This is a genomic window from Streptomyces sp. NPDC017890 (assembly GCF_044328675.1).
Taxonomy (GTDB): domain Bacteria; phylum Actinomycetota; class Actinomycetes; order Streptomycetales; family Streptomycetaceae; genus Streptomyces.
On the sequence record NZ_JBIRHU010000011.1, the window covers coordinates 1 to 22,763 of the forward strand.

32 protein-coding genes are annotated in these 22,763 nt (G+C 69.1%); 4 read left to right on the forward strand and 28 right to left on the reverse strand.

The window, feature by feature from the left end:
• Window positions 1-145: 145 nt before the first annotated feature.
• Both ACH4F2_RS16000 and ACH4F2_RS16005 read right to left on the reverse strand, forming a co-directional pair.
• Window positions 146-616: a DUF3618 domain-containing protein gene (locus ACH4F2_RS16000; RefSeq protein WP_398133314.1), complete on the reverse strand. Its 471-nt coding sequence runs from the start codon at window positions 614-616 to the stop codon at window positions 146-148.
• Entirely contained in the window at window positions 613-1,032 is a 420-nt protein-coding gene (locus tag ACH4F2_RS16005; RefSeq protein ID WP_398133315.1) for a phage holin family protein, read from the reverse strand. Before ACH4F2_RS16005 ends, ACH4F2_RS16000 begins: the two co-directional genes overlap by 4 nt.
• Window positions 1,033-1,197: 165 nt before the next feature.
• Between ACH4F2_RS16005 and dapA the strand changes: the two genes are divergently transcribed.
• On the forward strand, window positions 1,198-2,124 hold the full coding sequence (gene dapA / locus ACH4F2_RS16010; protein WP_398133316.1) for a 4-hydroxy-tetrahydrodipicolinate synthase: 927 nt from the start codon (window positions 1,198-1,200) through the stop codon (window positions 2,122-2,124).
• On the opposite strand, the gene ACH4F2_RS16015 is transcribed toward dapA, so the two are convergent.
• On the reverse strand, window positions 2,109-2,339 hold the full coding sequence (locus ACH4F2_RS16015; RefSeq protein WP_398133317.1) for a hypothetical protein: 231 nt from the start codon (window positions 2,337-2,339) through the stop codon (window positions 2,109-2,111). The two genes, dapA and ACH4F2_RS16015, sit on opposite strands and share 16 nt — an antisense overlap.
• A 417-nt stretch (window positions 2,340-2,756) precedes the next feature.
• Here ACH4F2_RS16015 and ACH4F2_RS16020 point away from each other — a divergent pair, with 417 nt between their 5' ends.
• Window positions 2,757-3,341, forward strand: a complete 585-nt coding sequence (locus ACH4F2_RS16020; RefSeq protein WP_398133318.1) for a hypothetical protein — start codon at window positions 2,757-2,759, stop codon at window positions 3,339-3,341.
• 138 nt (window positions 3,342-3,479) lie between these two features.
• Here the strand turns inward: ACH4F2_RS16020 and ACH4F2_RS16025 are convergent, their stop codons facing one another.
• The 11 genes from ACH4F2_RS16025 to ACH4F2_RS16075 form a co-directional block, all read right to left on the reverse strand.
• A complete protein-coding gene (locus ACH4F2_RS16025; RefSeq protein WP_398133319.1) occupies window positions 3,480-4,760 on the reverse strand; it encodes a tyrosine-type recombinase/integrase in 1,281 nt (426 codons plus the stop codon).
• Window positions 4,760-4,960, reverse strand: coding sequence for an AlpA family transcriptional regulator (locus ACH4F2_RS16030; RefSeq protein ID WP_153180436.1), 201 nt, complete (start codon window positions 4,958-4,960; stop codon window positions 4,760-4,762). The genes ACH4F2_RS16025 and ACH4F2_RS16030 overlap by 1 nt, the downstream gene beginning before the upstream one ends.
• 2 nt (window positions 4,961-4,962) lie before the next feature.
• Window positions 4,963-6,348, reverse strand: a complete 1,386-nt coding sequence (gene repSA, locus ACH4F2_RS16035; protein WP_398133320.1) for a replication initiator protein RepSA — start codon at window positions 6,346-6,348, stop codon at window positions 4,963-4,965.
• Window positions 6,345-6,542, reverse strand: a complete 198-nt coding sequence (locus tag ACH4F2_RS16040; protein WP_398133321.1) for a hypothetical protein — start codon at window positions 6,540-6,542, stop codon at window positions 6,345-6,347. The genes repSA and ACH4F2_RS16040 overlap by 4 nt, the downstream gene beginning before the upstream one ends.
• Window positions 6,543-6,630: 88 nt before the next feature.
• Window positions 6,631-6,948 carry a SpdD-like protein gene (locus ACH4F2_RS16045; protein WP_398133322.1) on the reverse strand — a complete coding sequence of 106 codons (318 nt, stop codon included), beginning with the start codon at window positions 6,946-6,948 and terminating at the stop codon, window positions 6,631-6,633.
• 23 nt (window positions 6,949-6,971) lie between these two features.
• A complete protein-coding gene (locus tag ACH4F2_RS16050) occupies window positions 6,972-7,127 on the reverse strand; it encodes a hypothetical protein (protein ID WP_114531874.1) in 156 nt (51 codons plus the stop codon).
• Window positions 7,128-7,139: 12 nt separating this feature from the next.
• Complete coding sequence (locus ACH4F2_RS16055) at window positions 7,140-7,331, reverse strand: mobile element transfer protein (protein ID WP_308882996.1); 192 nt, start codon at window positions 7,329-7,331, stop codon at window positions 7,140-7,142.
• A 1-nt stretch (window position 7,332) separates the two neighbouring features.
• On the reverse strand, window positions 7,333-7,527 hold the full coding sequence (locus ACH4F2_RS16060) for a hypothetical protein (RefSeq protein WP_398133323.1): 195 nt from the start codon (window positions 7,525-7,527) through the stop codon (window positions 7,333-7,335).
• A 24-nt stretch (window positions 7,528-7,551) separates the two neighbouring features.
• The gene (locus ACH4F2_RS16065; RefSeq protein WP_398133324.1) at window positions 7,552-8,214 is read right to left on the reverse strand and encodes a DUF2637 domain-containing protein; all 663 of its coding nucleotides are present in this window, start codon (window positions 8,212-8,214) and stop codon (window positions 7,552-7,554) included.
• Between the two features lie 44 nt (window positions 8,215-8,258).
• Window positions 8,259-9,614: an FtsK/SpoIIIE domain-containing protein gene (locus tag ACH4F2_RS16070; protein WP_398133325.1), complete on the reverse strand. Its 1,356-nt coding sequence runs from the start codon at window positions 9,612-9,614 to the stop codon at window positions 8,259-8,261.
• A gap of 2 nt (window positions 9,615-9,616) precedes the next feature.
• Window positions 9,617-9,973, reverse strand: a complete 357-nt coding sequence (locus tag ACH4F2_RS16075) for a hypothetical protein (protein ID WP_064727272.1) — start codon at window positions 9,971-9,973, stop codon at window positions 9,617-9,619.
• A 154-nt stretch (window positions 9,974-10,127) separates the two neighbouring features.
• Between ACH4F2_RS16075 and ACH4F2_RS16080 the strand changes: the two genes are divergently transcribed.
• Window positions 10,128-10,859 carry an XRE family transcriptional regulator gene (locus ACH4F2_RS16080; protein WP_114531877.1) on the forward strand — a complete coding sequence of 244 codons (732 nt, stop codon included), beginning with the start codon at window positions 10,128-10,130 and terminating at the stop codon, window positions 10,857-10,859.
• 51 nt (window positions 10,860-10,910) lie between these two features.
• Window positions 10,911-11,381 carry an NUDIX hydrolase gene (locus ACH4F2_RS16085; protein WP_398133326.1) on the forward strand — a complete coding sequence of 157 codons (471 nt, stop codon included), beginning with the start codon at window positions 10,911-10,913 and terminating at the stop codon, window positions 11,379-11,381.
• On the opposite strand, the gene ACH4F2_RS16090 is transcribed toward ACH4F2_RS16085, so the two are convergent.
• The 14 genes from ACH4F2_RS16090 to ACH4F2_RS16155 all read right to left on the reverse strand — a co-directional run bounded on the left by ACH4F2_RS16090 (window position 11,378) and on the right by ACH4F2_RS16155 (window position 22,732).
• Entirely contained in the window at window positions 11,378-11,929 is a 552-nt protein-coding gene (locus ACH4F2_RS16090; protein WP_398133327.1) for an HD domain-containing protein, read from the reverse strand. The genes ACH4F2_RS16085 and ACH4F2_RS16090 overlap by 4 nt on opposite strands.
• Before the next feature lie 398 nt (window positions 11,930-12,327).
• Window positions 12,328-12,864: a hypothetical protein gene (locus ACH4F2_RS16095; protein ID WP_143645509.1), complete on the reverse strand. Its 537-nt coding sequence runs from the start codon at window positions 12,862-12,864 to the stop codon at window positions 12,328-12,330.
• Between the two features lie 24 nt (window positions 12,865-12,888).
• Window positions 12,889-13,806: a hypothetical protein gene (locus ACH4F2_RS16100; protein WP_398133328.1), complete on the reverse strand. Its 918-nt coding sequence runs from the start codon at window positions 13,804-13,806 to the stop codon at window positions 12,889-12,891.
• 267 nt (window positions 13,807-14,073) lie between these two features.
• A complete protein-coding gene (gene dapD / locus ACH4F2_RS16105; RefSeq protein WP_398133329.1) occupies window positions 14,074-15,063 on the reverse strand; it encodes a 2,3,4,5-tetrahydropyridine-2,6-dicarboxylate N-succinyltransferase in 990 nt (329 codons plus the stop codon).
• A gap of 108 nt (window positions 15,064-15,171) precedes the next feature.
• Window positions 15,172-15,717 carry a TetR/AcrR family transcriptional regulator gene (locus ACH4F2_RS16110; protein ID WP_398133330.1) on the reverse strand — a complete coding sequence of 182 codons (546 nt, stop codon included), beginning with the start codon at window positions 15,715-15,717 and terminating at the stop codon, window positions 15,172-15,174.
• Complete coding sequence (locus tag ACH4F2_RS16115; protein ID WP_398133331.1) at window positions 15,717-16,037, reverse strand: DMT family transporter; 321 nt, start codon at window positions 16,035-16,037, stop codon at window positions 15,717-15,719. Before ACH4F2_RS16115 ends, ACH4F2_RS16110 begins: the two co-directional genes overlap by 1 nt.
• A 103-nt stretch (window positions 16,038-16,140) precedes the next feature.
• A complete protein-coding gene (locus ACH4F2_RS16120) occupies window positions 16,141-16,473 on the reverse strand; it encodes a metal-sulfur cluster assembly factor (RefSeq protein WP_073721574.1) in 333 nt (110 codons plus the stop codon).
• On the reverse strand, window positions 16,470-16,940 hold the full coding sequence (sufU, locus tag ACH4F2_RS16125) for a Fe-S cluster assembly sulfur transfer protein SufU (protein WP_030868583.1): 471 nt from the start codon (window positions 16,938-16,940) through the stop codon (window positions 16,470-16,472). The genes ACH4F2_RS16120 and sufU overlap by 4 nt, the downstream gene beginning before the upstream one ends.
• Window positions 16,941-16,957: 17 nt before the next feature.
• Window positions 16,958-18,229: a cysteine desulfurase gene (locus ACH4F2_RS16130; protein WP_398133332.1), complete on the reverse strand. Its 1,272-nt coding sequence runs from the start codon at window positions 18,227-18,229 to the stop codon at window positions 16,958-16,960.
• The gene (gene sufC, locus ACH4F2_RS16135; protein ID WP_383647647.1) at window positions 18,226-18,990 is read right to left on the reverse strand and encodes a Fe-S cluster assembly ATPase SufC; all 765 of its coding nucleotides are present in this window, start codon (window positions 18,988-18,990) and stop codon (window positions 18,226-18,228) included. The genes ACH4F2_RS16130 and sufC overlap by 4 nt, the downstream gene beginning before the upstream one ends.
• 7 nt (window positions 18,991-18,997) lie before the next feature.
• Window positions 18,998-19,315: a non-heme iron oxygenase ferredoxin subunit gene (locus tag ACH4F2_RS16140; RefSeq protein ID WP_398133333.1), complete on the reverse strand. Its 318-nt coding sequence runs from the start codon at window positions 19,313-19,315 to the stop codon at window positions 18,998-19,000.
• Window positions 19,312-20,496 carry a Fe-S cluster assembly protein SufD gene (gene sufD, locus ACH4F2_RS16145; RefSeq protein ID WP_398133334.1) on the reverse strand — a complete coding sequence of 395 codons (1,185 nt, stop codon included), beginning with the start codon at window positions 20,494-20,496 and terminating at the stop codon, window positions 19,312-19,314. The genes ACH4F2_RS16140 and sufD overlap by 4 nt, the downstream gene beginning before the upstream one ends.
• Before the next feature lie 59 nt (window positions 20,497-20,555).
• Window positions 20,556-21,977, reverse strand: a complete 1,422-nt coding sequence (gene sufB / locus ACH4F2_RS16150; RefSeq protein WP_003976894.1) for a Fe-S cluster assembly protein SufB — start codon at window positions 21,975-21,977, stop codon at window positions 20,556-20,558.
• The gene (locus tag ACH4F2_RS16155) at window positions 21,974-22,732 is read right to left on the reverse strand and encodes a helix-turn-helix transcriptional regulator (RefSeq protein WP_398133335.1); all 759 of its coding nucleotides are present in this window, start codon (window positions 22,730-22,732) and stop codon (window positions 21,974-21,976) included. Before ACH4F2_RS16155 ends, sufB begins: the two co-directional genes overlap by 4 nt.
• Window positions 22,733-22,763 lie beyond the last annotated feature (31 nt).

Below are 22,763 nucleotides of genomic sequence, written 5' to 3' on the forward strand. Positions count from 1 at the left end.
CCCCGCGTTCCACTCTCCTTGTGTTGGTTTTGCGGCCCCCGGGGCCCCCCCCGCCCCCCCCGCGCGGGGCGGGGGGGGGGGGGGGGGGGGGGGCCCCCCCCCCCCCCCCCCCCCCCCCCCACGCCGTGTTCTCGCCGGTACCTTCTCAGCAGTACCCGTGATGCCGGCGGTGGCTCAGCACGCTCGCCGCGACCAGCGCGCCCGCCGCCGCCCCGGCGATCAGCACCGCGCGCGGGTGCCTGAGCCCCGCCTGGACCGCGCCGCGCGCCCGTCCCGGCACGCGCCGCTCCACGGCGTGCCCGGCCCGGCCCGCCCTGTCGTGCGCGGTGTGCCCGGCCCGGCTCGCCTTGTCCTGCGCGGTGTGCCCGGCCTGTGCGGCGGAGCTGCGCAGTTGCACGGTCATGGCGCCGGCCTTGTCCCGGAGGTCGGCGGCCCGGGCCTTGGCGCGGCCCTTCACGTCCGCCTTGCCGGCCAGTTCCTCCACGGTGTCGCCGAGCTGACCCCGGGTCTGTTCGATCTGCTGCCGCAGTTCGTCGGGCCCTTTGGCCCCGCCGGCCGGCGGGGCGGTGGAGCCGGTCCCGGTCCTCCTGCCGTCCCCGCTCGTCGCGTCGGTCATCGATGCGCCCTTTCCCTGATCTGATCCACATCGGCCCTGACGCTGCCGAGGGTCGCCTCGGGCTTCGGGGGCACGGCGCGGCGGAGCTGGGCGCGGCCCATCATGGCCAGTACGCCCGCGATGACGAAGAGCACCGCCGTGACGATGAGCGCCGCGGCCCAGACGGGCAGCGCCAGCGAGAGCGCGGCGGTGGCCGTGCCGGCCAGGGCGAACAGGCCCACGTACGCGATGGCGCCCGCGGCGCCGAGCATCCCGCCGCCCCGCCCGGCACGCTTGCCCTTCTCGGCCAGCTCCATCTTGGCGAGGGTCACTTCCTGGCGCACGAGCCGGGAGAGCTGTTCGGTGGCCTGACCGACCAGTTCACCCACGGAGTGCTGCTCGTCGTGCACCGGCCTGGTGTGCATGGTCCCGGTCACGTTCCGCCTCCTCTCGGTTCGGAGCGCTCCGGGTACCCCCGGCCGAGCGGCACTATCCCCTGCCCTCACCTTCCCTCACCGAGCGCGCATCACGCAGCATTCCTTATAGGTATCTCGTAGCAGAATTAAGTGGAGCTTCACGATCAGTCCCCCGACACTACTCCCATGACGACAGCCGACGACCATCCCTCCCCTCCGCCCTTCGGCCGCGCCCTGTGCGCCATGGTCACGCCCTTCACCGAGGCCGGCGCGCTCGACCTCGACGGTGCGCAGCGGCTCGCCGACCGGCTGGTGTCCCGGGGCTGTGACGGCCTGGTGCTCTCCGGCACCACGGGTGAGTCGCCGACCACCACGGACGCCGAGAAGGCGGCGCTGGTCACGGCGGTGCGGGAGGCGGTCGGGGACCGGGGCTCACTCGTCGCCGGGGTCGGCACGGCCGACACCCGGCACACGGTGGAGCTGGCGCTGGCCGCGGAGAAGGCCGGCGCGGACGGCCTGCTGGTGGTCGCGCCGTACTACAGCAGGCCTCCGCAGGACGCCCTGGAGGCGCACTTCCTGGAGGTCGCGGACGCCTGCGGGCTGCCGCTCGCCCTCTACGACATCCCGGGCCGCACCGGCACCCGCATCGAACCCGACACGCTCGTCCGCCTCGCCGGGCACCCGCGGATCGTCGCCGTCAAGGACTGCTCCTACGACCTCCTGGGCACCCAGAAGGTGCTGTCCCGCACCGGCCTGGCGTACTACGCGGGCTGCGACGAGCAGGTGCTCGCCCTGTACGCGATCGGCGCGGCAGGGTACGTCAGCACGGTCGCGAACGTCGTGCCCGACCTGTTCCGCGCGGTCCTCGACGCCTTCGACGCGGGCGACACCGGGCGGGCCGCCCTGCTCCAGCGGCGGGCGCTGCCGCTCATCGAGTCGATGATGGCGGCGGGGCTGCCCGGCACCGTCACCGCGAAGGCCCTCCTCGGCGCGCTCGGCCTCCCCGCCGGACCTGTCCGCGCACCGCTGCGGGGCGCGGACCGGGAGACGACCGACGCGTTGCTGGCGACGTACGAAGAGCTGGTCGCCGGCGCGGGTCAGTCCCAGGCGTAACCGTCACCGAACAGCAGCGTGTGTTCCAGTACGTCCTCCGCCGGGTCGTCGATCTGCCCCACGTGGACGTTGAGGAGCCCCATCCGGGGGCCGTTGTGCGAATTGGTGGTCGTCTCGTCGGCATGCGCGGTCCCCGCCGGGGTCCAGCACACCAGTACCGCGGTGCCTGCCCCGGCCAGCCAACGCGCCACGGTCCTCGCCCGCTCGTTCGTCATACCAGGCCCCTCGTTTCGTCGGATCGGCGTCTGATCGGACACTGCGTCCACCGGTTCATCCGCCAAGACCACCGGAAGGTCACGGGAAGTCAGCCGTACGTGCGGGGGGCGCGCGATGCATGCGCTTCCATCGCGTTGGCGGGACACCACCCCTCCGCCTGCAGTCACCCGGTGAGCCGAAGGCGCTACGTGGCCCGGGGCGCACCGCGCGGACACCGGCTCCGGGACGACCGGGGCCGCCGCTGGTGGGGCGAGCTCCGTGAACTGTGCACCGACTCCTCCTGACCGAGCTCGACGAAACGGCCGACCACGCGCGCCTGACCGTGCTATTGAAGCGGTACAGGACGATGAAGCGGTGACGGCCGCCGGGGGCTCCTGCCGGGGGGACGGTGCACCGCTTGCGCGAAAGGGGGCTTCATGGGCACCAGTTGGGCGGGGTTGCTGATCGCCATGGTGGGCGTGGCGGGAACCCTGGGAGCCGCGTTGTTGACACAGAATCGCGCGGACCGCACCAAGCGCATGGAGCTCCAGGCCGCCGCCGAGCAACGGCGCGAGGAGCACGGTCACGCCGAGGAGATGCTCCGGGCGGAGCAGACCAGGCAGCGGCAGCTCGAAAGCCTGGAACGCCGGCGCGCCTGCTACATCACACTGAACACTTCCGCACGCCAGTACCTGACGGCGATGACGAACTACCTGCACGCCCTTCAACGCGGCGAGGACGTCAGCCCGCGCCTGACTGATCTGGAAGCGGCCAGGCTCACCTACCGGGACAGCTATGCGGAATCCCAGATGATCGCTCCGGAAGCCGTCTCGCGCGCTTCCAGCACGGCGAAGAAGCGCTTGAACGCCGCATACGGCAGGCTCAGGAAGTACGGATCAGCGCCTTCCGACCACGCGGAGGAACTGGCGAACCTGGAGGCCGAGTTCCGCGAGGAGGTCTGGCCCTACCTGGGGGAACTGAAGCAGTCGATGCGCGCCGACCTGGGCGTCGACGACCAGTGACCGACGAGGCAGGCACTGGACGAGGCAGGCGCTGGACGAGGCAGGCGCTGGACGCGCGAGCGCCCTCCCGGGCCGTCCTGGGGCCGTGGAAGGGCGCTCGACGACGACAGGGCTGCCGCCGGCCGCGGCCGCCCGTGGTCAGTTGTGGCTGTTCTGATCGCCCTCCAGGTCAGACGCCTGGTCCGGGCCGTGGGCCGTATCGGGGCCGTCCTGAGGGTGGTCCGGGCCGCGAAGGACGCGATCGACGGCGGCCCGGGTACGCGCCTCGCTGTTCGGCATCAGGTGGGTGTAGGTGCGAAGCGTGAAGCTCGGGTCGTGGTGCCCGAGGTACTCGCTCAGGGCCTTGATGCTCTCCCCCGCGTCCAGCAGGACCGAGGCGTAGAAGTGACGCAGCGCGTGCATGCCGTTCTCACGGCCTAGGGGTATGCCGGCAGAGACGAGCGCCGGGTGCCATACGGTCCGGTTGAACCGAGTCCTGTGCAGCGACTGGCGCCCCGCGTTGACGAACAGCAGTGAGGCCGTGACGGGCGGTCCGTCCGGCGTCTTCCACGGCAGGGTGAGGTCCACCGGCTGATGCCTGGTGATGTGTGCCTCCAGCGCGGTGGCGACCGATTCGGGCAGCGGCACGTGGCGTTCCTTGCCACCCTTGGGCGGCCCGAAGACCGCCTGAACACCACGGATGAGCTTGACCTGCCGAGTGACGCGGAGGACGCCGCCGAGGAAGTCGACGTCTTCGACCGCCAGGCCGAAGATCTCACCCTGTCGGAGACCGCAGCCCGCCCCGAGGGACACCATCTCCCGGTAGACGTCCGGCAGCGCCTCGTGCATGGCCATGACCCGGTCGACCGACCACGGCTTGACCTTGCGCCCGTCGAGGGCAGGCGCCCGCACCGAGCGAGCCCGGCAGGGGTTCTCGGCGATGACCCGGTCCTCTACGGCGGCCGTGAAGACGGCGGACACGTTGGCGAAGATGGACCGCCGGTAGGAGGCGGCCCGCCCGGTCTCCTCCAGCTGGCGCATCCAGGCGCGGAGGTGCGAGGGTCGGAAGGACGCCAAGGGCCGGTCACCGAGGTACGGCAGGGCGTGAACCCGCAACCGGATCTCGACGCTCTCACGGGTCACCGGGTCGATCGTGAGCCCCGCCATCCATTCCTTCGCGTACTGCCCGAAGGTCACCGCACCCGCCGCAGGATCGATGTATCGCCCTTGCGACATGTCGGCTTCGATGTTGGACAGCCAGGCGTCAGCCTTGCGCTTCTGCTTGTCCGGGAAGCTCCTCGACTTCTCGGAGCCGTCCGGCGCGATGTACCGGGCGCGGTAGCGGTGACCGACGCCGTACCGCTCGGTCTTGACCTTGACGGTCTTGCCGTCCGGACCCGGGACGTTCTTGTACCAGCGGTCTTGCACGTGTCCGGCCATCAGGCAGCAGCCCCTTTCATGCGGGACTGCACCCAGCTCTGCACATCCTTCGGGTCGTAGCGCAGGTGCCGGCCGACCCGGAAGCCGCGGGGACCCAGACGCTTTCGCCGCCACTGGTAGACGGTCTCGACGCTGGGGAGGTCGAAGAGCTGGACCAGGTCTTCCGGCGTGAGGTAGCGCTCAGGCAGCCGAGTCGGCATGGTCACCACTCCCCCTCGGCGTGCAGCTCTGCCAGAGCTTCGCGAGCGGTCTCGCGATTGCCTTGCAGATCACGGGCGATCGTCGCGGCGAGGGCGGATTCACCAGGGGTGTGACCGTGGCCGGCATACTGCCAGTCGGCCAGCACGAGGACGGTGTCAGGCTCGCGGTCTTCGAGCGCGAGGGCTTCCCGTTCCTGCGCGGCGCGGAAATCGGCACGGGCCTGTCGCAGGGCGCCGAGCGTGGTCGAGTAGCGGCGGCTCTTGCTGGAGAAGTGACCACGGAAGCCGAGCATGTGAGCCCAAGCCCACAGGCGCCGGTCCGGGTACAGCCTGTCCAAGTGACGGCATGCGGTGATCAGGCGCCGGGCGTGGTCCGGGACGTCGTGACGGTCGAGTTCGGCGAGTTCGCCCACCCGGCGATCGAGGGTTCCGGTGTTCTCGGCGGCCTTGGTCGCGTACTTCGCCACGTACGAGGCCACGGCCTGCTCTGTGAGATCGGAGCCGTCCCCGAACGCCTTGACCGGCCGGACGTCGAGTTGGCGGCCCCACCGGAACGTACGGGCAAGCTGGTCCCCCGCGGCTGGGACACTGACGGTCGTGTACGAGTGATCGGCGGCGGCCCGAATCGCATCACTGAGCAGCTCCGTGCTGGCCCAGGACGGAGCCGCGGAGTCAGGTCCCTCGGCCCCGTCGATGCGGATCACGGCATGGAAGTGCACGGCGCCCCGCTTCTGGAACTCCGCGACCTTGCCGTACGAGAGGCGAGCGCACTCCTTCAGCTCGCGCTGCGTCAGGCCTGCGCGGGCGGCGATCTCGCGCCGGAGGCGATTCGTGAACCGCTGCCACAGGTCACCGGCGTGGTTGTTGAACAGGACGCAGCCCGCGTAGTCGTACGTCTCCGGGTGCAGCGCGGTACCGAGGACGGAGTCGTCCGAGGCGTGCCGAGTCCCGCAACGGCAGCGTCCGTGATCAGGCCGGTTGTGAACCGGGCCGAACGAAGGCGCCGTGAGCGTGGCGAAGACGCGGGGGTGATTCCGGACCGTGGCAGGTATCTCCTTGTCCCCGTCTCCGGCGAGCCCGGCGCGGATCAGACGGTAGGTGTCGCCCGCGTAGGTCCAGGCGCAGGACGGGCAGCGAGAAGCACGGCGGTTGCCGCAGGCGACTCGGAGGCGTCCGCCCGGCTCATGCTCGGTGGAGTAGTGGTGCAGGGTCTCGCCGGTCGTCTTGTCCTTGTGAATGACCCAGCCCGACAGGTGGACCGGATCGGCGCAGCCACCGGTGCGGCGGACCTGGTCCTGCCAGCGGTCGAAGCCCGGAGACCCGGCCACCCTCAGCGTGTCGGAGAGGGTGACCGGGTCCAGGCCCGCGAAGGTCGCGGGGTTGGTCATGCGCGACCCCCGGCGAGCTGGGCGACGGAGGCGGGCAGTGTGCCGGCACCGTGGCAGGCCGGGCAGTCGACGGCGAACGTGGGCAGTTGCCCGGAGGCGTCGCGGTCGCCGGAGGATACGGCGGCGGTGGCGAAGCCGTCGCAGTTCGGGCAGATCCGCGGGGATGTGGCGGTGGCCGTGGCGGAGCCGGTCATGATGGAGGTTCCTTCCGGTTGAGAGATCGGACAGGGAGGGCGCCCGGAGCGGACAAGACTTGGCGGTTGAGGCCGCTCCGGGGGCCGCTCAGCGCCGTTTGGACTCGGAGGCGAGCAGCGAGCGCAGGACGACGGCGCACACGGCGACCGAAACGCCGGTGATGGCGACCGCGAGTAGCATCGAGACGAGGACGGCGCCGACGACGAGGACCACGGCGGTACCGCCACCGACGAGAGCGAGCACGGAGCCGGGCGTGAGCTGGACCGTGGGACGAGCGGGCGCCGGAGCCGCCATGACGGGCGGCGGGGCCTGGACGCTCGGGACGACGGCGGTCGGCTCGATGACGGCGGGCGAGGAGACGAAGCCGGTCGGTGCGGGATTGGTCGGGACCTTGGGACGCAGCATGGGTGTTCTCCCTTCGAGGTGGACTACTTGACGAAGCCGTCGACGGCGGGGGCGAAAACGCTGTCGGCGAGGAGGAACCCACCGAGCAGGAGCACGCCGATCAGCCACCAGGGCGGGCGGATGAGCTTGACGCCGAGGACTCCGACGATCAGCAGGGCGAACCAAAGCGGGACGTCCATGACGATGGCCTCCTAGCGGACCTTGCAGCGGTGGGTGCGGGCGGCGAGCTGTGCGGCGGACTGGCTGGTGTAGTCGGCGGACCAGCCGCAGCCGTCCGAGCTGCACACGGCGGCGTACTTGGTCTGGCCGTGACGGTCACGGTGGGTGCCGATCTGCACCGGTCCGATCCGCATCACGGAGTGGAAGAAGTCGCGGGCAGGCATGTCAGTCGGTCTCCGTTCGGGTCGTGGTCGGGTTGGGGAACGAGGCGCGGATTCCGGCGGCCGTGGCAGGGTCGGTGGTGCGCTGGGCAGCTTCCTCGGCGAGCAGGTGGGCGAGGTAAGGCCGGTTGGCGACGGTCATCTCGCGTGCGCCGTCGAGGTAGTCGGCGACGGTCAGGTCGGCGGGGTCACGGGTCATCGGCGTGTCTCCCTTCCAGGTCGGTCAGGCGAGTTGGGCAGCGATGGCATCGGCCATGTGCGGCGGGACGCCGAGACGCGCGCGCAGGGTGTCGGTGTCGATCCGGGCGCCGGTGCGGTGTTCGTGGTCGGCGGCGACCTTGCGAGCGTGGTCGACCAGCGCGGCGGGGACCGGCATCACGGGGGCAGGGTCAGCGACCGGTAGTGCCGGCACGTCCTCAGCGGCGACCGGTTCAGGCTCAGCCGCGGGAGCAGGCTCCGGGCTCGGCGCGGAGACAGGGCCTGCGGTGGTCTGCGACGGCACCGGCGCCCCCTCTTCGTTGCCGGAGTTGGGAGCGTGAGCCAGCAGCGTGCCGCCGAGGAAGGCGAGGGCAGGCCACCCGGCGACGCCGAGCCGGAGGAGAGCGGGCGGGTTCTCCAGGTCGAGGAACCCGGCCGTGGCGACGTTCGCGCCGAGCGAGGCCACCAGGGCGATCAGGAACCAGCACCAGGCCAGCCGGGACGGCCCGTCGTTGCGCAGCCGTCGCCAGGCGGCGACCAACAGCAGGTCGACGCTGACCGGGTAGGCCCATGCCTTCCAGCCGGTCTGCCCGGCAGCGGCGGCGAGGTCGTGCAGGTGGGCGAAGGACAAGGCTCCGGCGATCACGGCCTGAACGAGAACGGCGTCCGGGCGAATCGAGCGGGTCATGTCGTCACCTCCTTCGCGAGGGTCAGGCCAGGGAGAGGGCGGTCTCAGGCCGCAGCCGGAGCGGACTCGACGGCGGGCACCAGGGCCGGAGCAGGAGCGCCGAGCGCGGGCCGGAAGGGAGCCAGAGCGGGGACGTCCGGGGTCAGGTCGGCGTGCCGGTTGCAGATGTTCACGGCCTGCCGCAGCGAGGTGTGCGGGGCACGGATCCGGGCCCAGCCGCCCGTGGAGTCACCCGTGACGGCGATGCCCGGCGTGTCCGTGGGGATCTGGATCGCGGCCAGCACGGCATCCGGCGCAATGTCGCCGAAGGCCATGTTGGCGCTGGACTCGTCGTTGACGCGGTGTGCCGTACGGCCGGTGAGCTGGGCACGGAGCATCGTGATGCCCTTGCCGAGTTCGGAGCCGAACCGCTGTCCGCAGATCTCCAGATAGATGCCGGCCGCGCGGCCGAGCTGGGCGAGACGGGCGAGCGCGGTGATGATCCGGTCCCGCCGCTTCTCCTCGTCCTTGGTCGCGAAGAGGGCGAGTTCGGCCACCTCGTCGACCAGGACCACGATGGGTATCGGGCGCAGGTCCTCGCGCAGGTCCCAGATGTCGGCGGCGATCTCGGCGTCCGGCACGTCAGCGGTGATGCGCTGCTCGGCACGGATGAGCTGGTAGACGTCCTCCATGTGGGACACGAGCGCTTCGAGGAGTTCGGCGGCGGAGTCGGGGTTGTCGGCGAGCGCGGAGAAGCGGCGCGCCAGCGGGAACAGCTCTACGCCCTGCTTGCAGTCGATGCCGACGAGGGCGACCCGCTGTGAAGCCAGCGACGCTACGAGGTTGCGCTGATAGACCGACTTGCCGGACTCCGTGGCACCGAGGGTCAGCGCGTGCGGAACCGTGCGGTAGTCGCGGAAGTGGACGGAGCCGTCCTCGCGCAGGGCCACCGGGACACGCATCGGACGGGTGTCGGTGAGGGCGGGCATCTGCACCCGCTTGAGCACGTCATAGCCGGTCATGCGCACTTCGACCACGCCGGAGCGCAGCTCACGAGAGGTGACGCCGTACATGGCGAACGAGTGCCGGAGCCGGTCGCACGACGCGGTCACGTCGAAGGCGTCCTGACCGGGCCGGAGCTTGAGCCGGAGCACCAGGCCGGTTCGGGTTGGCCGCACCCGGAGGATGCGCGGGGCCCGAGGGCCGGGGACGGGCCGGTTGGTCATCCGGGCCAGGCCGAGGCGCCAGCGGGCGGCGGGAACCGTCAGGCCGCAGGCGTCCATGACCGAGCCGTACCGGACCAGGACCCGGAGGGCCGCGAAGGTGACCCCGAAGGTCAGCCAGAACCAGGCGGGGCGCCGCCACCGCAGGAGCCCCGCAGCGGCGGCGACCAGCGCCAGAAGGACGATGAGCGACGTCACGGTCAGGCCGCCTTCGACTTCGACGTGTCGGCGGCGAGCGAGGTGACGGCGACCGCGCGGAAGGCGATGCCGTGCCGCTTCTGGCCGTTGAACTCGTTCTCCCACGGCCGGGCGATCAGCCCCGTGAGCGCGACCGGGGTGCCCATGGCCAGCTCACCGGAGACGCCGGTCTCCGGCACGGTGACGTTCAGGATCTCGACGTCGCCGTTGAGGGCGAACATCACGTTCACGGTCATCAGGGTCGCGCCGGTCTCGGCGTCGGTGGCGATCTCACCGGTACGGCGGTCTCGGATCTTCGGCTCGGGGGCCTGGGCCACCATCACGGTGGCGGTGGAGGTCTCGACGGGGATCTGACGCATCGTCTGTTCTCCTGTTCTCGTATGAGCCGCAATGCGGCGCGGTGAGATCAGGAGACCGCGAGAGGTAGTGGACGCATCACGGTCCGTATGGACGTTTAGGGACGTCTGAGCTATCGTCAAAACGTCCCTACGGCGTCCCAGGAGAGGACACGTCATGGCGAACGAGCGTCTGCGCGCGGCGATTTCAGCAAAGGGCGAGACGATCCAGTCCGTGGCTCAGCACGTCGGAGTGGACCCCAAGAGCGTGGAACGGTGGATCACGACGGATCGCACGCCGCACCGGGGCCACCGCTGGAAGGCCGCGAGCTTCCTCGGCGTCGATGAGGTCTACATCTGGCCCAGCGTGCAGAAGCAGGCGGAGACCGCGAGCACGTCAGAACTGATCACGTACTACCCGCACCGGGGAGCCGTGCCAACCGCCCTGTGGTCGTCGCTGATCGAGAAGGCGAAGGACCAGGTAGACGTCCTCGTGTACGCGGGACTGTTCCTCTTCGACAGCCACCCGGACCTGCCGGACCAGTTGGCGGAGAAGGCCAAGGCCGGAGCACAGATCCGGATCCTCCTGGGAGACCCCGACTCCGAAATGGTCCGCCAGCGCGGCGAGGAGGAGGGCATCGGCGGCGACCTGGCCGCACGCGCCCGCATCACACGTCGCTACCTCGAACCGGCGATGACAACTCCCGGCGTCGAGGTCCGCTTGCACGACACGATCCTCTACAACTCGATCTACCGCTTCGACGACGACGTGTTGGTGAACCCGCACGTCCTCGGAGCACCGGCCGGACAGAACCCGGTCCTGCACTTCCGCTACATCCCGGGAGCCCGGACGTTCCGGCACTACATGCGCAGCTTCGACTACGCCTGGGAGCGCGGAGGTCCCGCGTAGGGGTGTGCCGGCACAACCGCCACCAGCCCCCGGACGTGCGAGGCTTGACCCATGGCCCGCATCGACTACTTCAACGACCCGGACGCCCCGAAGGCGAACAGCATCGTCCCGTCAGTAACCGCGGTGGCGGTCAACGAGGCCGGGGAAGTCCTGCTCATCCACAAGACCGATAACAACCTCTGGGCCCTGCCCGGCGGCGGAGTCGACGTGGGCGAGTCAGCCCCCGACGCAGCCGTACGGGAGACGAGGGAAGAGACCGGCTTCGACGTCGAGGTGACGAGCCTGGTCGGCATCTACACCAACCCCGCTCACGTCATGGCGTACGACGACGGCGAGGTCCGCCAGCAGTTCTCCATCTGCTTCCGGGCCCGCATCGTCGGCGGCGAGCTGCGCACGAGCAGCGAGAGCAAGGAAGTGGCGTTCGTGGACCCTAGCCGACTCGACAGCCTGAACATCCACCCGTCGATGCGGATGCGGATCGATCACGGCCTGTCCGACGAGACCGCTCCCCACATCGGCTAACCAGCGAGACGAGCGCGCGTCCGCTCGACGGCGGCCCCGAGGTACGGACGCGCCTTGCTGATCGCGCTGTGCACCTCGCTGCCCTCCGCGTACCGCTCCAGGATCTCGTCAATGCGGCGATCGAAGTCGAAGGACTGCCCGGCCGGACCGGTCGTCATGTCCGCGTAGATCAGGGCATCCAGGACCGGCGAGTCTTCCCGCTCGTAGGCGTCCAGCTCCGCAGTAAGCCCGCGCTGTTCGGCCTCGTAGACAGCCCCGGAGTGGTGAGCAACCAGGCACACGAGCCGTGCCGGCGCCCCGAGCGATTGAAGATGCCGTGCCCCATCGATCGGGTGGAAGCCCGTCTCCCGAAGCTCGGGCGCATAGCCGAGGTCATGGAGCCAGGCGGCAGCCACGAGCAGTTCGCGATCCTCCTCGGGCACAGCCGCGGATGCCTCCTGGGCACGCGCCGCGACGGCCTGAGTGTGCAGCCAGCGGTTCCCGAGCGGGGGCAACAGCGACTCGGCCAGTTCGGCAGCGCCTTGGGGCGTGTCCAATCCAGAGGGCATAGGTCGCACGGTAGCCGAGACGGGCACGCAGCCGACAGCCCGGGAGTGTCCGTTCCGGATCATGGACGCGGTAGAACTTTCCCTACGTTCATCAAGGCCCGCGCACGGCGCGGGCGCGCGCCGCCTCTGCGGCGCGGCCTGCCTCCTGTCTTCGCCCCGGCTGGCCGCGCCCGGCGGCGCGCTCGACGGCTGCGGGCATGAAGTGGGGGAGACACCCTCTGTGGCTGGGGCGGTCGGCTCCACGGCTTTAGGCAGCCACTTTGGGGCGAGCCTCTAAGATCATGGCCCCAACGTCGTGCTTCAACGGGCAGGTCCACAGACTGCCCGACTCGCCTGAAGCTTACGGGGCCATGATCACTCGCCCCAAAGCAGCTCCAGCCCAAAGCCGCTCCGCCGACCTACGATGCGATTTTAGGTGGCAGGTTGGAGACATTTTGGTGCGCAAACCATAGGCGCTTAAGGCTCATAAGGAGCGACAGAATAAGGTGCGAGAAGGTGGCCACCAAGAGCCCGGTCCACACAGCCCCGATCGATTTTTTGGGGTCGTGTGTTGCAGTCACCACGACGAGGAGCACGACAAGCAGAAGACCAACCAAAACGGCCCAGCTCAAATTCGCAAAGAGTTCACGTACATCACGAATGATTACGTGATCCGGGTTCAAGCCTTCATCTCGTCGAACACGCAAGCTTAGAGTGAAGACGTTCGTCAAGAGCCCGAAAAGCAGGCCTGTAAACACTCCAACTCCGCCGATGAGCTTAGAGACGTCCAAGATGTGCAGATGATCAAAATGCCTTAGCAACCCACAAGCCAGGCCGAGCGAGAGCGGAATACCGACGAAAACGATGACATCGCCTACCCTACGCTTACCGCCGGCATCCACGTACGTGTGAAAGTTGGCCGCCGCGATGTCTCGAACATCCCACTTACCACTCACAGCGGCCCCCTCATGCGACGTCGACTAGATCATCCAGGCACCCCGGTCCGCGCCCAGGTACTCCAGTGAAGCACCTACCTCTGACAACACCTCGCGCCGGAACACTTCGTCTCCGGGAGGGCCGTTACGGGGCCCCTCAAGTGCATAGTTGAAGCGCGGCCAGTCCCGGTCGACGACGATCGTACGGGACCTGCCGCCGCGTTCGATCTGGAGGCGCACCTCGTCAGCTTCAGGGAGCCCGCTCACAGAGAAGACAGAGTCCGGCGGCAGTCTCTTCTCGATCGCACGCATGATCCAGTCTCGGGGCAGCCGCAGACGCCGAGCGGCTTTAATTCGGTGCTCCTGAACGCGCGTGCCCACACTCCGGTCGTCCCCATCACGCTCTCGCGTGATGTAAGTGATCTCCTGCAGAGAGGATTCCTCTATGAACTTCGTCCAGGCGTTTGTGTCTTGGAAGTAGTTGATATCGATCGAAAGCCTTTCGGAGTCATAGCGCTCCTTGAACCAGTCGCGGAACATCGGGCCGAGTGCACCGATTGCACTCGTGTGTCCGATTACTTCCGTGACCCAAAGCGCAAAGTCCCCCACCGTCGGGACGAATAGCGCTTGCCTCAGCGGATAGGCTGCCGCGTCATCATCCTGTATTTCATACGCATCGTCCCCTGTGCCGGTATCAACGACCTTCCCCCGAGTGCCGTACCTACCGGATTCAACAGTAAACCAGAGGGTACGCCGAGATTCCTCCATCGAGTGCAGCCGCGCGTAACGCTCAGACCGCTCGACGGTCGCACCCTTCGTCCCTATTCCATCCACAAGGAACTTGGTATAGGTGTCGAAGAGATCATCCTTTCGCGGATTGAAGCTATACACCTGGCGATACGATTTCGGCTCCTGGATCTTGCGTACCCGAATCTCGTACAACGCGAACTGATGCCTAGGCATATGCCACCTCCGTGTGATGTGCAGATAGTAGACCCCACGGCCAACGCTGCGTGGCCTCTTCGTAGGAAGTCGGTAGCCGCAAGCCTCCTCGCTGACACTTTCGATACAGCGATCACGGCGAGTCAGCTGATACGGGAGCGCCCTCCCGGGCCGTCCTCGGGCCGTGGAAGGGCGCTCAACGATGACCAACACCGACAACTGCCGACAGCTCTGCAGCAGGTCAGGACGTTGATCGATAGGGTGGCCGCAGGTCACGGCCGCCGATGATCAGTTGTGGCTGTGCAGGACGTCGTTCAGGCCGCCCCACACCGCGTTGTTCGGGCGGGCCTCGACCGTGCCCGTGACCGAGTTGCGGCGGAAGAGGATGTTGGAGGCGCCGGAGAGCTCGCGGGCCTTGACGATCTGCCCGTCGGGCATCGTCACGCGGGTGCCGGCGGTGACGTACAGGCCGGCCTCGACCACGCACTCGTCGCCGAGCGCGATACCCACGCCCGCCTCGGCGCCGACCAGGCAGCGCTCGCCGATGGTGATACGCACGTTGCCGCCGCCGGAGAGGGTGCCCATGGTGGAGGCGCCGCCGCCGATGTCGGAGCCGTCGCCGACGACGACGCCGGCGGAGATGCGGCCCTCGACCATCGACGTGCCGAGCGTGCCCGCGTTGAAGTTGACGAAGCCCTCGTGCATGACGGTGGTGCCCTCGGCCAGGTGCGCGCCGAGGCGGACGCGGTCGGCGTCGGCGAGGCGAACGCCCTTGGGGGCGACGTAGTCCGTCATGCGCGGGAACTTGTCGATCGAGGTCACCTGGAGGTGCAGGCCCTCGGCGCGGGCGTTGAGGCGGACCTTCTCGACGTCGTCGACGGCGACCGGGCCCAGCGAGGTCCAGGCGACGTTGGCGAGGTGGGCGAAGATGCCGTCGAGGTTCTGGCCGTGCGGCTTGACCAGGCGGTGGGAGAGCAGGTGCAGGCGCAGGTAGACGTCGTGCGTGTCGACCGGCTTCTCGTCCAGCGAGGCGATGACCGTGCGGACCGCGACCACCTCGACGCCGCGCCGGGTGTCCGGACCGACCGCCGCGGTCGCGCCGCCGCCGAGGAGTTCGGCGGCCTGTTCGGCGGTGAGCCGTTCGGTGCCGGAGGGCCCGGGCTCAGCGGAGAGCACGGGAGCCGGGAACCAGGTGTCGAGAACGGTGCCGTCGGCGGCGATCGTGGCGAGCCCGGCGGCCACGGCGCCGGTGGTGCGGGGAGCAGTCGTGTCGGTCATGAGGGCAACCTAACCGGCCGTCGCCCGTGGAAGCGAGTCGGCCCCTCGGCCGTCTCGGGTGCCGGGCGGCAGCGGGCCGCCGTTCCGCTCGTACGGCGTTCGCCCCGGTCACCGGCCGGGGGCAAGCATCCGCGCCAGCATCTCCCGCGCGTACCCCTCGTCGTACGGCGTCCCCGTCAGCAGCACCTGGAGGCAGATCCCGTCCAGCAGGGCGACCAGTGCCCGGGCCGTCACCGGGTCCGTGCGGCGCGCGAGCAGAGCGGCCACGCCCTCGGCCCACTCGGCGGCGACCGGGCGCAGGGCGGGGCGGCGCAGGGCTGCCAGGTACAGCTCGTACTCCAGCTCGACGCCGCTGCGGTCGCCGCCCAGCCATTCGCCGAGGAGGCGGGCGAGTTCGCCGGGCAGGTCGGCCTCGGGGTCGGACAGTGCCGGGTGCGCGGCGACGACCTCGGCGAAGCCCTCGTTGGCCTGGCGCAGGGCGGCGACCAGGAGTTCGTCCAGGGTCGCGAAGTGGTACGTCGTCGAGCCGAGGGGGACGTCCGCCTCGGCGGCGACGGCGCGGTGGGTGAGACCGGCGATGCCCTTCAGTCCGACGACCCGGATGGCCGCGTCGATGATGCGCCCGCGTCGCTCGGGGTCGTAGCGCCGGGACATCAGTGCGCGCCGCCCAGGTTCAGTACGACCACACCGATGATGATCAGCGCGATCCCGGCGGCCTTCGTGGCGGTCATCCCCTCGCCCATGAACGCCACCCCGATCGCGGCGATGGCGGCGGTGCCCACGCCGGCCCAGATGGCGTACGCGGTGCCGACGGCGAGGACCTTCAGGGTCTGGGCGAGCAGCGCGAAGGAGAGCACGTAGGCGAGGGCCGTCAGCAGCGAGGGGACCAGCCTGCTGAAGCCCTCGCTGTACTTCATGGCGGTGGTGCCGGCGACCTCGGCGGCGATGGCTCCGGCCAGGAGCAGATATCCCATGTGTACGAGCGTACATAACGGGGGTGGGTGCGCACACGGAAACGGAAACGAGAACGGCGACGCCCGGTGGGCGTCGCCGTTTCGTGAAGCGGTGCGGGCGTGCTCAGACGTTGAACCCCAGCGCGCGCAGCTGCTCGCGGCCGTCGTCCGTGATCTTGTCCGGGCCCCACGGCGGCATCCAGACCCAGTTGATGCGCAGCTCGCTGACGAGGCCGTCCGTGGCGGACTTGGCCTGGTCCTCGATCACGTCCGTCAGCGGACAGGCCGCCGACGTCAGGGTCATGTCGATGGTCGCGATGTTCGCGTCGTCGATGTGGACGCCGTAGATCAGGCCCAGGTTGACGACGTCGATGCCCAGCTCGGGGTCCACGACGTCCAGCAGGGCCTCGCGGACCTCCTCCTCGGAGGCCGGCTTCATTTCCACGGTCTCGCTCATGCCGTCGTCTCCTTCTCGGCGTCGGCGCCGTCCAGTGCCTGGGCCGTCGCGTCCTTCCATGCCATCCAGCTCAGCAGGGCGCACTTGACCCGGGCCGGGTACTTCGAGACCCCGGCGAACGCGACCGCGTCCTCCAGGACCTCCTCCATCGCGTCGTCCGGCTCGATCCGGCCCTTGGACTGCATCAGCTCCAGGAAGGTCTCCTGGATCCTCTGCGCCTGGGCGAGGTCCTTGCCGACCAGCAGGTCGTTCAGCACGGAGGCGCTCGCCTGGCTGATGGAGCAGCCCTGGCCCTCGTAGCTGACGTCGCTGATGGTCGTGCCGTCGTACTTCACGCGCAGCGTGATCTCGTCACCGCACGTCGGGTTGACGTGGTGCACCTCGGCGTCGCCATCCCTCAGACCACGCCCGTGCGGGTTCTTGTAGTGGTCCAGGATGACTTCCTGGTACATGGAGTCCAGCTTCATGCTCTTCGCTCGTCCCGTCAGCCGAAGAAGTTCCGTACGTGCTCCAGGCCGTCGACCAGTGCGTCGATCTCGGCCGGCGTGGAGTACAGATAGAACGACGCTCGCGTGGTCGCAGGAATTCCGTAGCGGAGGCAGACGGGGCGGGCGCAGTGGTGGCCGACCCGGACCGCGATGCCCTGCTCGTCGAGTACCTGGCCCACGTCGTGCGGGTGGATGTCGCCGAGCGTGAAGCTGATCGCCGCACCGCGCTCCTCGGCCGTCGTCGGGCCGATGATGCGCAGGTCGGGGACGTCCAGCAGCCGCTTCACCGCGTACTCGGTCAACGCCTGCTCGTGAGCGTGGATCTTGTCCATGCCGATCGAGTTGAGGTAGTCGATCGCCGCGCCCAGGCCCACCGCCTGCGCGATCGGGGGCGTGCCCGCCTCGAACTTGTGGGGAGCCGGGGCATACGTGGAGGAGTGCATCGAGACCGTCTCGATCATCTCGCCGCCGCCGAGGAAGGGCGGGAGGTCCTCCAGCAGTTCCTGGCGGCCCCACAGGACGCCGATACCCGTCGGGCCGCACATCTTGTGGCCGGTGAAGGCCACGAAGTCGGCCTGGAGGGCCTGTACGTCCATCGGCATGTGCGGGACGGCCTGGGAGGCGTCGACACACACGAGTGCGCCGACCTCCTGCGCGCGGCGCACGATCGCCTCGACCGGGTTCTGGGTGCCCAGGATGTTGGAGACCAGCACGAAGGAGACGATCTTCGTCTTCTCCGTGATGACCTCGTCGATGTTGGACAGGTCGAGGCGGCCGTCGTCCGTGAGGCCGAACCAGCGGAGCTTCGCGCCGGTGCGCTGCGCCAGCAGCTGCCACGGCACGATGTTGGAGTGGTGCTCCATCTCCGTGATGACGATCTCGGTCTCGTGGTCCACGCGGTAGGGCTCGTCGGCCCAGCCCAGCATGTTCGCGACGAGGTTGAGCGACTCCGAGGCGTTCTTGGTGAAGATCACCTCGTCGCGGGAGGGCGCGTTGATGAACTCCGCGACCTTGTCGCGCGCGCCCTCGTACAGCTCCGTGGCCTCCTCGGCGAGGACGTGCACGCCACGGTGGACGTTGGCGTTGTGCTGCTCGTAGTACTCGTTGAGCACGTCGATGACCTGGCGGGGGGTCTGCGAGGTCGCGGCGTTGTCGAGGTAGACGAGCTTCCGTCCGTCGTGGACCTGACGGTCCAGGATGGGGAAGTCCTTGCGGATCGCCTCGCCCAGAAGATTAGGCACGGTGAGGAGGCCCGGCAGCTGTGTCACTCGGATGCGCCACCCTTCGTGTATGCCTCGTAGCCCTCGGCCTCCAGCTTGTCGGCCAGCTCGGCGCCGCCCGACTCGGCGATGCGGCCGTTCGCGAAGACGTGGACGTGATCGGGCTTGATGTAACGCAGGATGCGCGTGTAGTGGGTGATCAGCAGGGTGCCGACCTCGCCGGTCTCGCGGACGCGGTTGACACCCTCGGAGACGACGCGCAGGGCGTCGACGTCGAGGCCGGAGTCGGTCTCGTCGAGGATGGCGACCTTCGGCTTGAGCAGCTCCAGCTGGAGGATCTCGTGGCGCTTCTTCTCACCGCCGGAGAAGCCCTCGTTGACGTTGCGCTCGGCGAAGGCGGGGTCCATGTTGAGGCGCTCCATGGCCTCCTTGACCTCCTTCACCCAGGTGCGCAGCTTGGGGGCCTCGCCGCGGACGGCGGTGGCGGAGGTGCGCAGGAAGTTGGAGACCGAGACGCCGGGGACCTCGACCGGGTACTGCATGGCCAGGAAGAGGCCGGCGCGGGCGCGCTCGTCGACGGACATCTCCAGGACGTCCTCACCGTCGAGGGTGACGGTGCCGCCGGTGATCGTGTACTTGGGGTGACCCGCGAGGGAGTAGGCGAGGGTCGACTTGCCGGAGCCGTTGGGGCCCATGATGGCGTGCGTCTCGCCCTGCTTCACGGTGAGGTCGACGCCCTTGAGGATCTCCTTCGTGGCGTTGTCGGCCTCGACGGTGACGTGCAGGTCTCGGATTTCAAGCGTTGCCATGGGTGCCTCAGGACTCCTGGGTGAGGGAGACGAGCACGTCGTCCCCTTCGATCTTTACGGGGTATACGGGGACGGGGCGCGTCGCCGGAAGACTGTCGGGCTTGCCCGAGCGGAGGTCGAAGCGCGAGCCGTGCAGCCAGCACTCGATGTGGCAGTCGTCGACCTCGCCCTCGGCGAGCGAGACGTTCGCGTGCGAGCAGATGTCGTGGATCGCGAAGATCTCGCCCTCGGTGCGCACGACGGAGACCGGGGTGCCGTCGAGTTCCACCCGCTTGGGGGTGTCCTCCTCCAGCTCGTCCGCTCCACAGACGCGTACGAAGGTCATGCGACCGACGCCTCCAGCTCCTCGTCGATCTTGGCGAGCAGACGCTCCTCGATGTCCGGGACACCGATCTGCTGGACCAGCTCGGCGAAGAAGCCGCGGACCACCAGGCGGCGGGCGTCGATCTCGGGGATGCCGCGTGCCATCAGGTAGAAGAGCTGCTCGTCGTCGAAGCGGCCGGTGGCCGAGGCGTGACCGGCGCCGACGATCTCGCCGGTCTCGATCTCCAGGTTCGGCACCGAGTCGACCCGGGCGCCGTCCGTGAGGACGAGGTTGCGGTTCATCTCGTAGGTGTCGGTGCCCTCGGCCGCGGCCTCGATGAGCACGTCGCCGATCCAGACCGCGTGCGCGTCGTCGCCCTGCAGCGCGCCCTTGTAGACGACGTTGGACTTGCAGTGCGGGACGTTGTGGTCGACCAGGAGGCGGTGCTCCTGGTGCTGGCCGGCGTCGGTGAAGTACAGGCCGAACAGCTCGGCCTCGCCGCCGGGGCCGGCGTAGGCGACGCGCGGGTGCAGCCGGACCAGGTCGCCGCCGAAGGTGACCACGAAGGACTTGAACGTGGCGTCCCGGCCGATCAGCGCGTTGTGCTGGCCGACGTGCACCGCCTTGTCGTCCCAGTCCTGGACCGAGACGACGGTCAGCTTCGCACCGTCGCCCAGCACGTAGTCGACGTTCGCGGCGAGGACCGCGTCACCGGTGTGGTCGATGACGACCACGGCCTCGGCGAAGGCACCCAGCTCGACGACCTGGTGGGCGTAGGCGGTGCCGCCCTCGCCGTGCACGGCGATGCGGATCGGCTCGGTGAGGACCGTCTCCTTGGGGACGGTGATCACGCCGGCCTTCTCGAACGCCGAGTAGGCCTGAGCGGCGACGCGGTCCACGGGGGTGCCGGCCCGGCCGATGCGCGCGTCGTCGCGGCCGACGGCCTCGACGACGACGCCCTCGGGGGCGTCGATGTCGACCTTCACGCCGTCGCCGGTGGCGACCGCGGTGCCGTCGTGCAGCCCGCGCAGCCGCTCCAGCGGCGTGAACCGCCACTCCTCCTCACGGCCGTGGGGGACCGGGAAGTCCGCCACGTCGAAGGACGCGGGTGCGCTCATGCGCGTGGCGACGGTCGACTCGGCGGCCACCGCGATCTGGCCCGCGGTGGTGGACCCCACGGGGATGTTCTGAGCCTCAGCCATGGCTGTCGGTCTGCTCTCTTCCTACGTCAGAAATCTGGCGACTGCTACGGGGGCGGGTCTTAACCGACCGCGCCTTCCATCTGCAGCTCGATCAGCCGGTTGAGCTCGAGGGCGTACTCCATCGGCAGCTCCTTGGCGATCGGCTCGACGAAGCCGCGCACGATCATCGCCATCGCCTCGAACTCGCTCAGACCGCGGCTCATCAGGTAGAAGAGCTGGTCCTCGGAGACCTTGGAGACGGTCGCCTCGTGGCCCATGGACACGTCGTCCTCGCGGACGTCGACGTACGGGTACGTGTCGGAGCGGGAGATGGTGTCGACGAGCAGCGCGTCGCACAGCACGTTCGACTTGGAGCCGTGGGCGCCCTCGCCGATCTCGACGAGACCGCGGTAGGAGGTGCGGCCGCCGCCGCGCGCCACGGACTTCGAGACGATGTTGGAGGAGGTGTTCGGCGCCATGTGGACCATCTTGGAGCCGGCGTCCTGGTGCTGGCCCTCGCCCGCGAAGGCGATGGACAGGGTCTCGCCCTTGGCGTGCTCGCCCATCAGGTAGACGGCCGGGTACTTCATCGTCACCTTGGAGCCGATGTTGCCGTCGATCCACTCCATGGTCGCGCCCTCGTACGCCACGGCGCGCTTGGTGACCAGGTTGTAGACGTTGTTCGACCAGTTCTGGATGGTCGTGTAGCGGCAGCGGGCGTTCTTCTTGACGATGATCTCGACGACCGCGGAGTGCAGCGAGTCCGACTTGTAGATCGGGGCGGTGCAGCCCTCGACGTAGTGCACGTAGGCACCCTCGTCGACGATGATCAGGGTCCGCTCGAACTGACCCATGTTCTCCGTGTTGATACGGAAGTAGGCCTGGAGCGGGATCTCGACGTGCACGCCCTTCGGCACGTAGATGAAGGAGCCGCCGGACCACACCGCGCTGTTCAGCGAGGCGAACTTGTTGTCACCGACGGGGATGACGGTCCCGAAGTACTCCTTGAAGAGCTCCGGGTGCTCCTTCAGGGCCGTGTCGGTGTCCAGGAAGATGACGCCCTGCTCCTCCAGGTCCTCGCGGATCTGGTGGTAGACGACCTCGGACTCGTACTGCGCGGCGACACCGGCGACGAGGCGCTGCTTCTCCGCCTCGGGGATGCCGAGCTTGTCGTACGTGTTCTTGATGTCCTCGGGCAGGTCCTCCCAGGACTCCGCCTGCTTCTCCGTGGAGCGCACGAAGTACTTGATGTTGTCGAAGTCGATGCCCGACAGGTCCGAGCCCCAGTTCGGCATGGGCTTCTTCTCGAAGAGGCGCAGGCCCTTGAGGCGGAGCTTGGTCATCCACTCCGGCTCGTTCTTCTTCGCGGAGATGTCGCGGACGACGTCCTCGTTGATGCCGCGCTTGGCAGAGGCGCCGGCCGTGTCGGAGTCGGCCCAGCCGTATTCGTACTTGCCCAGGCCCTCGAGCTCAGGGTGAGCAGTCTCCGTGGGGAGAGTCATGCGGGGTTCCTCCCGGCCGTGCTTGCAGATGCGTTAGCGGTGTTCGTGGGCGCGTGCGCCGTGGGCGGCGCGTGCGAAGTCTTCGGAATGAACGTGGTGCAGACCCCGTCGCCGTGCGCGATGGTCGCGAGCCGCTGTACATGAGTACCGAGCAGCTCGGCGAAAAATTCCGTCTCCGCCTCGCACAGCTGCGGAAACTGCTCTGCGACGTGGGCGACCGGGCAGTGGTGCTGGCACAGCTGCTCGCCCTGCTGGGGGTGGGGTGCGCTCCGCGCGGTAGCAGCGTACCCGTCCGCGCTGAGGGCCTTGGCCAGTGCTTCCGTGCGCTTGTCCAGGGCGGCGGACTCGACCGCCTTGCGGTACGCGCCCGCCTGCCCGGCGATCCGGGCCCGGGCGAAGGCGGCGATCGCCTGCTCCCCGCCCTCCTGCTCGGCGATCCAGCGCAGGGCGTCCGCGGCCAGCTTGTCGTACGACTGGTCGAAGGCGTCCCGGCCGCAGTCGGTGAGCGCGAAGACCTTGGCCGGCCGTCCGCGCGTGCGCGTGCCGTAGACCCGCTGTTCACGGGCTTCGACCACGTCGTCGGCGACCAGCGCGTCGAGGTGGCGCCGGACGGCGGCCTGGGTGAGTCCCAGGCGTCCGGCGAGCTCGGCGACGGTCGACGGCCCGTGGTCCAGGATGGAGCGCGCGACGCGGTTGCGGGTGGACCGCTCACCGGTCGCGAGTTCCTCCTGCGGAGCCTCGCCAACGTTTTTCACAACGCCATTGTTGCGTAATTCCTCCGAGGCG

Coding starts and splice junctions, on each gene's coding strand:
- repSA (WP_398133320.1), bottom strand. CDS start 6,348: ATGACCAACCCCGCGACCTTCGCGGGCCTGGACCCGGTCACCCTCTCC.
- ACH4F2_RS16100 (WP_398133328.1), bottom strand. CDS start 13,806: ATGCCTAGGCATCAGTTCGCGTTGTACGAGATTCGGGTACGCAAGATC.
- sufD (WP_398133334.1), bottom strand. CDS start 20,496: ATGGCTGAGGCTCAGAACATCCCCGTGGGGTCCACCACCGCGGGCCAG.
- ACH4F2_RS16140 (WP_398133333.1), bottom strand. CDS start 19,315: ATGACCTTCGTACGCGTCTGTGGAGCGGACGAGCTGGAGGAGGACACC.
- ACH4F2_RS16045 (WP_398133322.1), bottom strand. CDS start 6,948: ATGCTGCGTCCCAAGGTCCCGACCAATCCCGCACCGACCGGCTTCGTC.
- ACH4F2_RS16015 (WP_398133317.1), bottom strand. CDS start 2,339: ATGACGAACGAGCGGGCGAGGACCGTGGCGCGTTGGCTGGCCGGGGCA.
- ACH4F2_RS16065 (WP_398133324.1), bottom strand. CDS start 8,214: ATGACCCGCTCGATTCGCCCGGACGCCGTTCTCGTTCAGGCCGTGATC.
- ACH4F2_RS16085 (WP_398133326.1), top strand. CDS start 10,911: ATGGCCCGCATCGACTACTTCAACGACCCGGACGCCCCGAAGGCGAAC.
- sufC (WP_383647647.1), bottom strand. CDS start 18,990: ATGGCAACGCTTGAAATCCGAGACCTGCACGTCACCGTCGAGGCCGAC.
- ACH4F2_RS16060 (WP_398133323.1), bottom strand. CDS start 7,527: ATGACCCGTGACCCCGCCGACCTGACCGTCGCCGACTACCTCGACGGC.
- dapD (WP_398133329.1), bottom strand. CDS start 15,063: ATGACCGACACGACTGCTCCCCGCACCACCGGCGCCGTGGCCGCCGGG.
- ACH4F2_RS16120 (WP_073721574.1), bottom strand. CDS start 16,473: ATGAGCGAGACCGTGGAAATGAAGCCGGCCTCCGAGGAGGAGGTCCGC.
- ACH4F2_RS16020 (WP_398133318.1), top strand. CDS start 2,757: ATGGGCACCAGTTGGGCGGGGTTGCTGATCGCCATGGTGGGCGTGGCG.
- sufU (WP_030868583.1), bottom strand. CDS start 16,940: ATGAAGCTGGACTCCATGTACCAGGAAGTCATCCTGGACCACTACAAG.
- ACH4F2_RS16075 (WP_064727272.1), bottom strand. CDS start 9,973: ATGCGTCAGATCCCCGTCGAGACCTCCACCGCCACCGTGATGGTGGCC.
- ACH4F2_RS16025 (WP_398133319.1), bottom strand. CDS start 4,760: ATGGCCGGACACGTGCAAGACCGCTGGTACAAGAACGTCCCGGGTCCG.
- ACH4F2_RS16030 (WP_153180436.1), bottom strand. CDS start 4,960: ATGCCGACTCGGCTGCCTGAGCGCTACCTCACGCCGGAAGACCTGGTC.
- dapA (WP_398133316.1), top strand. CDS start 1,198: ATGACGACAGCCGACGACCATCCCTCCCCTCCGCCCTTCGGCCGCGCC.
- ACH4F2_RS16115 (WP_398133331.1), bottom strand. CDS start 16,037: ATGGGATATCTGCTCCTGGCCGGAGCCATCGCCGCCGAGGTCGCCGGC.
- ACH4F2_RS16050 (WP_114531874.1), bottom strand. CDS start 7,127: ATGGACGTCCCGCTTTGGTTCGCCCTGCTGATCGTCGGAGTCCTCGGC.
- ACH4F2_RS16110 (WP_398133330.1), bottom strand. CDS start 15,717: ATGTCCCGGCGCTACGACCCCGAGCGACGCGGGCGCATCATCGACGCG.
- ACH4F2_RS16000 (WP_398133314.1), bottom strand. CDS start 616: ATGACCGACGCGACGAGCGGGGACGGCAGGAGGACCGGGACCGGCTCC.
- ACH4F2_RS16055 (WP_308882996.1), bottom strand. CDS start 7,331: ATGCCTGCCCGCGACTTCTTCCACTCCGTGATGCGGATCGGACCGGTG.
- sufB (WP_003976894.1), bottom strand. CDS start 21,977: ATGACTCTCCCCACGGAGACTGCTCACCCTGAGCTCGAGGGCCTGGGC.
- ACH4F2_RS16090 (WP_398133327.1), bottom strand. CDS start 11,929: ATGCCCTCTGGATTGGACACGCCCCAAGGCGCTGCCGAACTGGCCGAG.
- ACH4F2_RS16080 (WP_114531877.1), top strand. CDS start 10,128: ATGGCGAACGAGCGTCTGCGCGCGGCGATTTCAGCAAAGGGCGAGACG.
- ACH4F2_RS16040 (WP_398133321.1), bottom strand. CDS start 6,542: ATGACCGGCTCCGCCACGGCCACCGCCACATCCCCGCGGATCTGCCCG.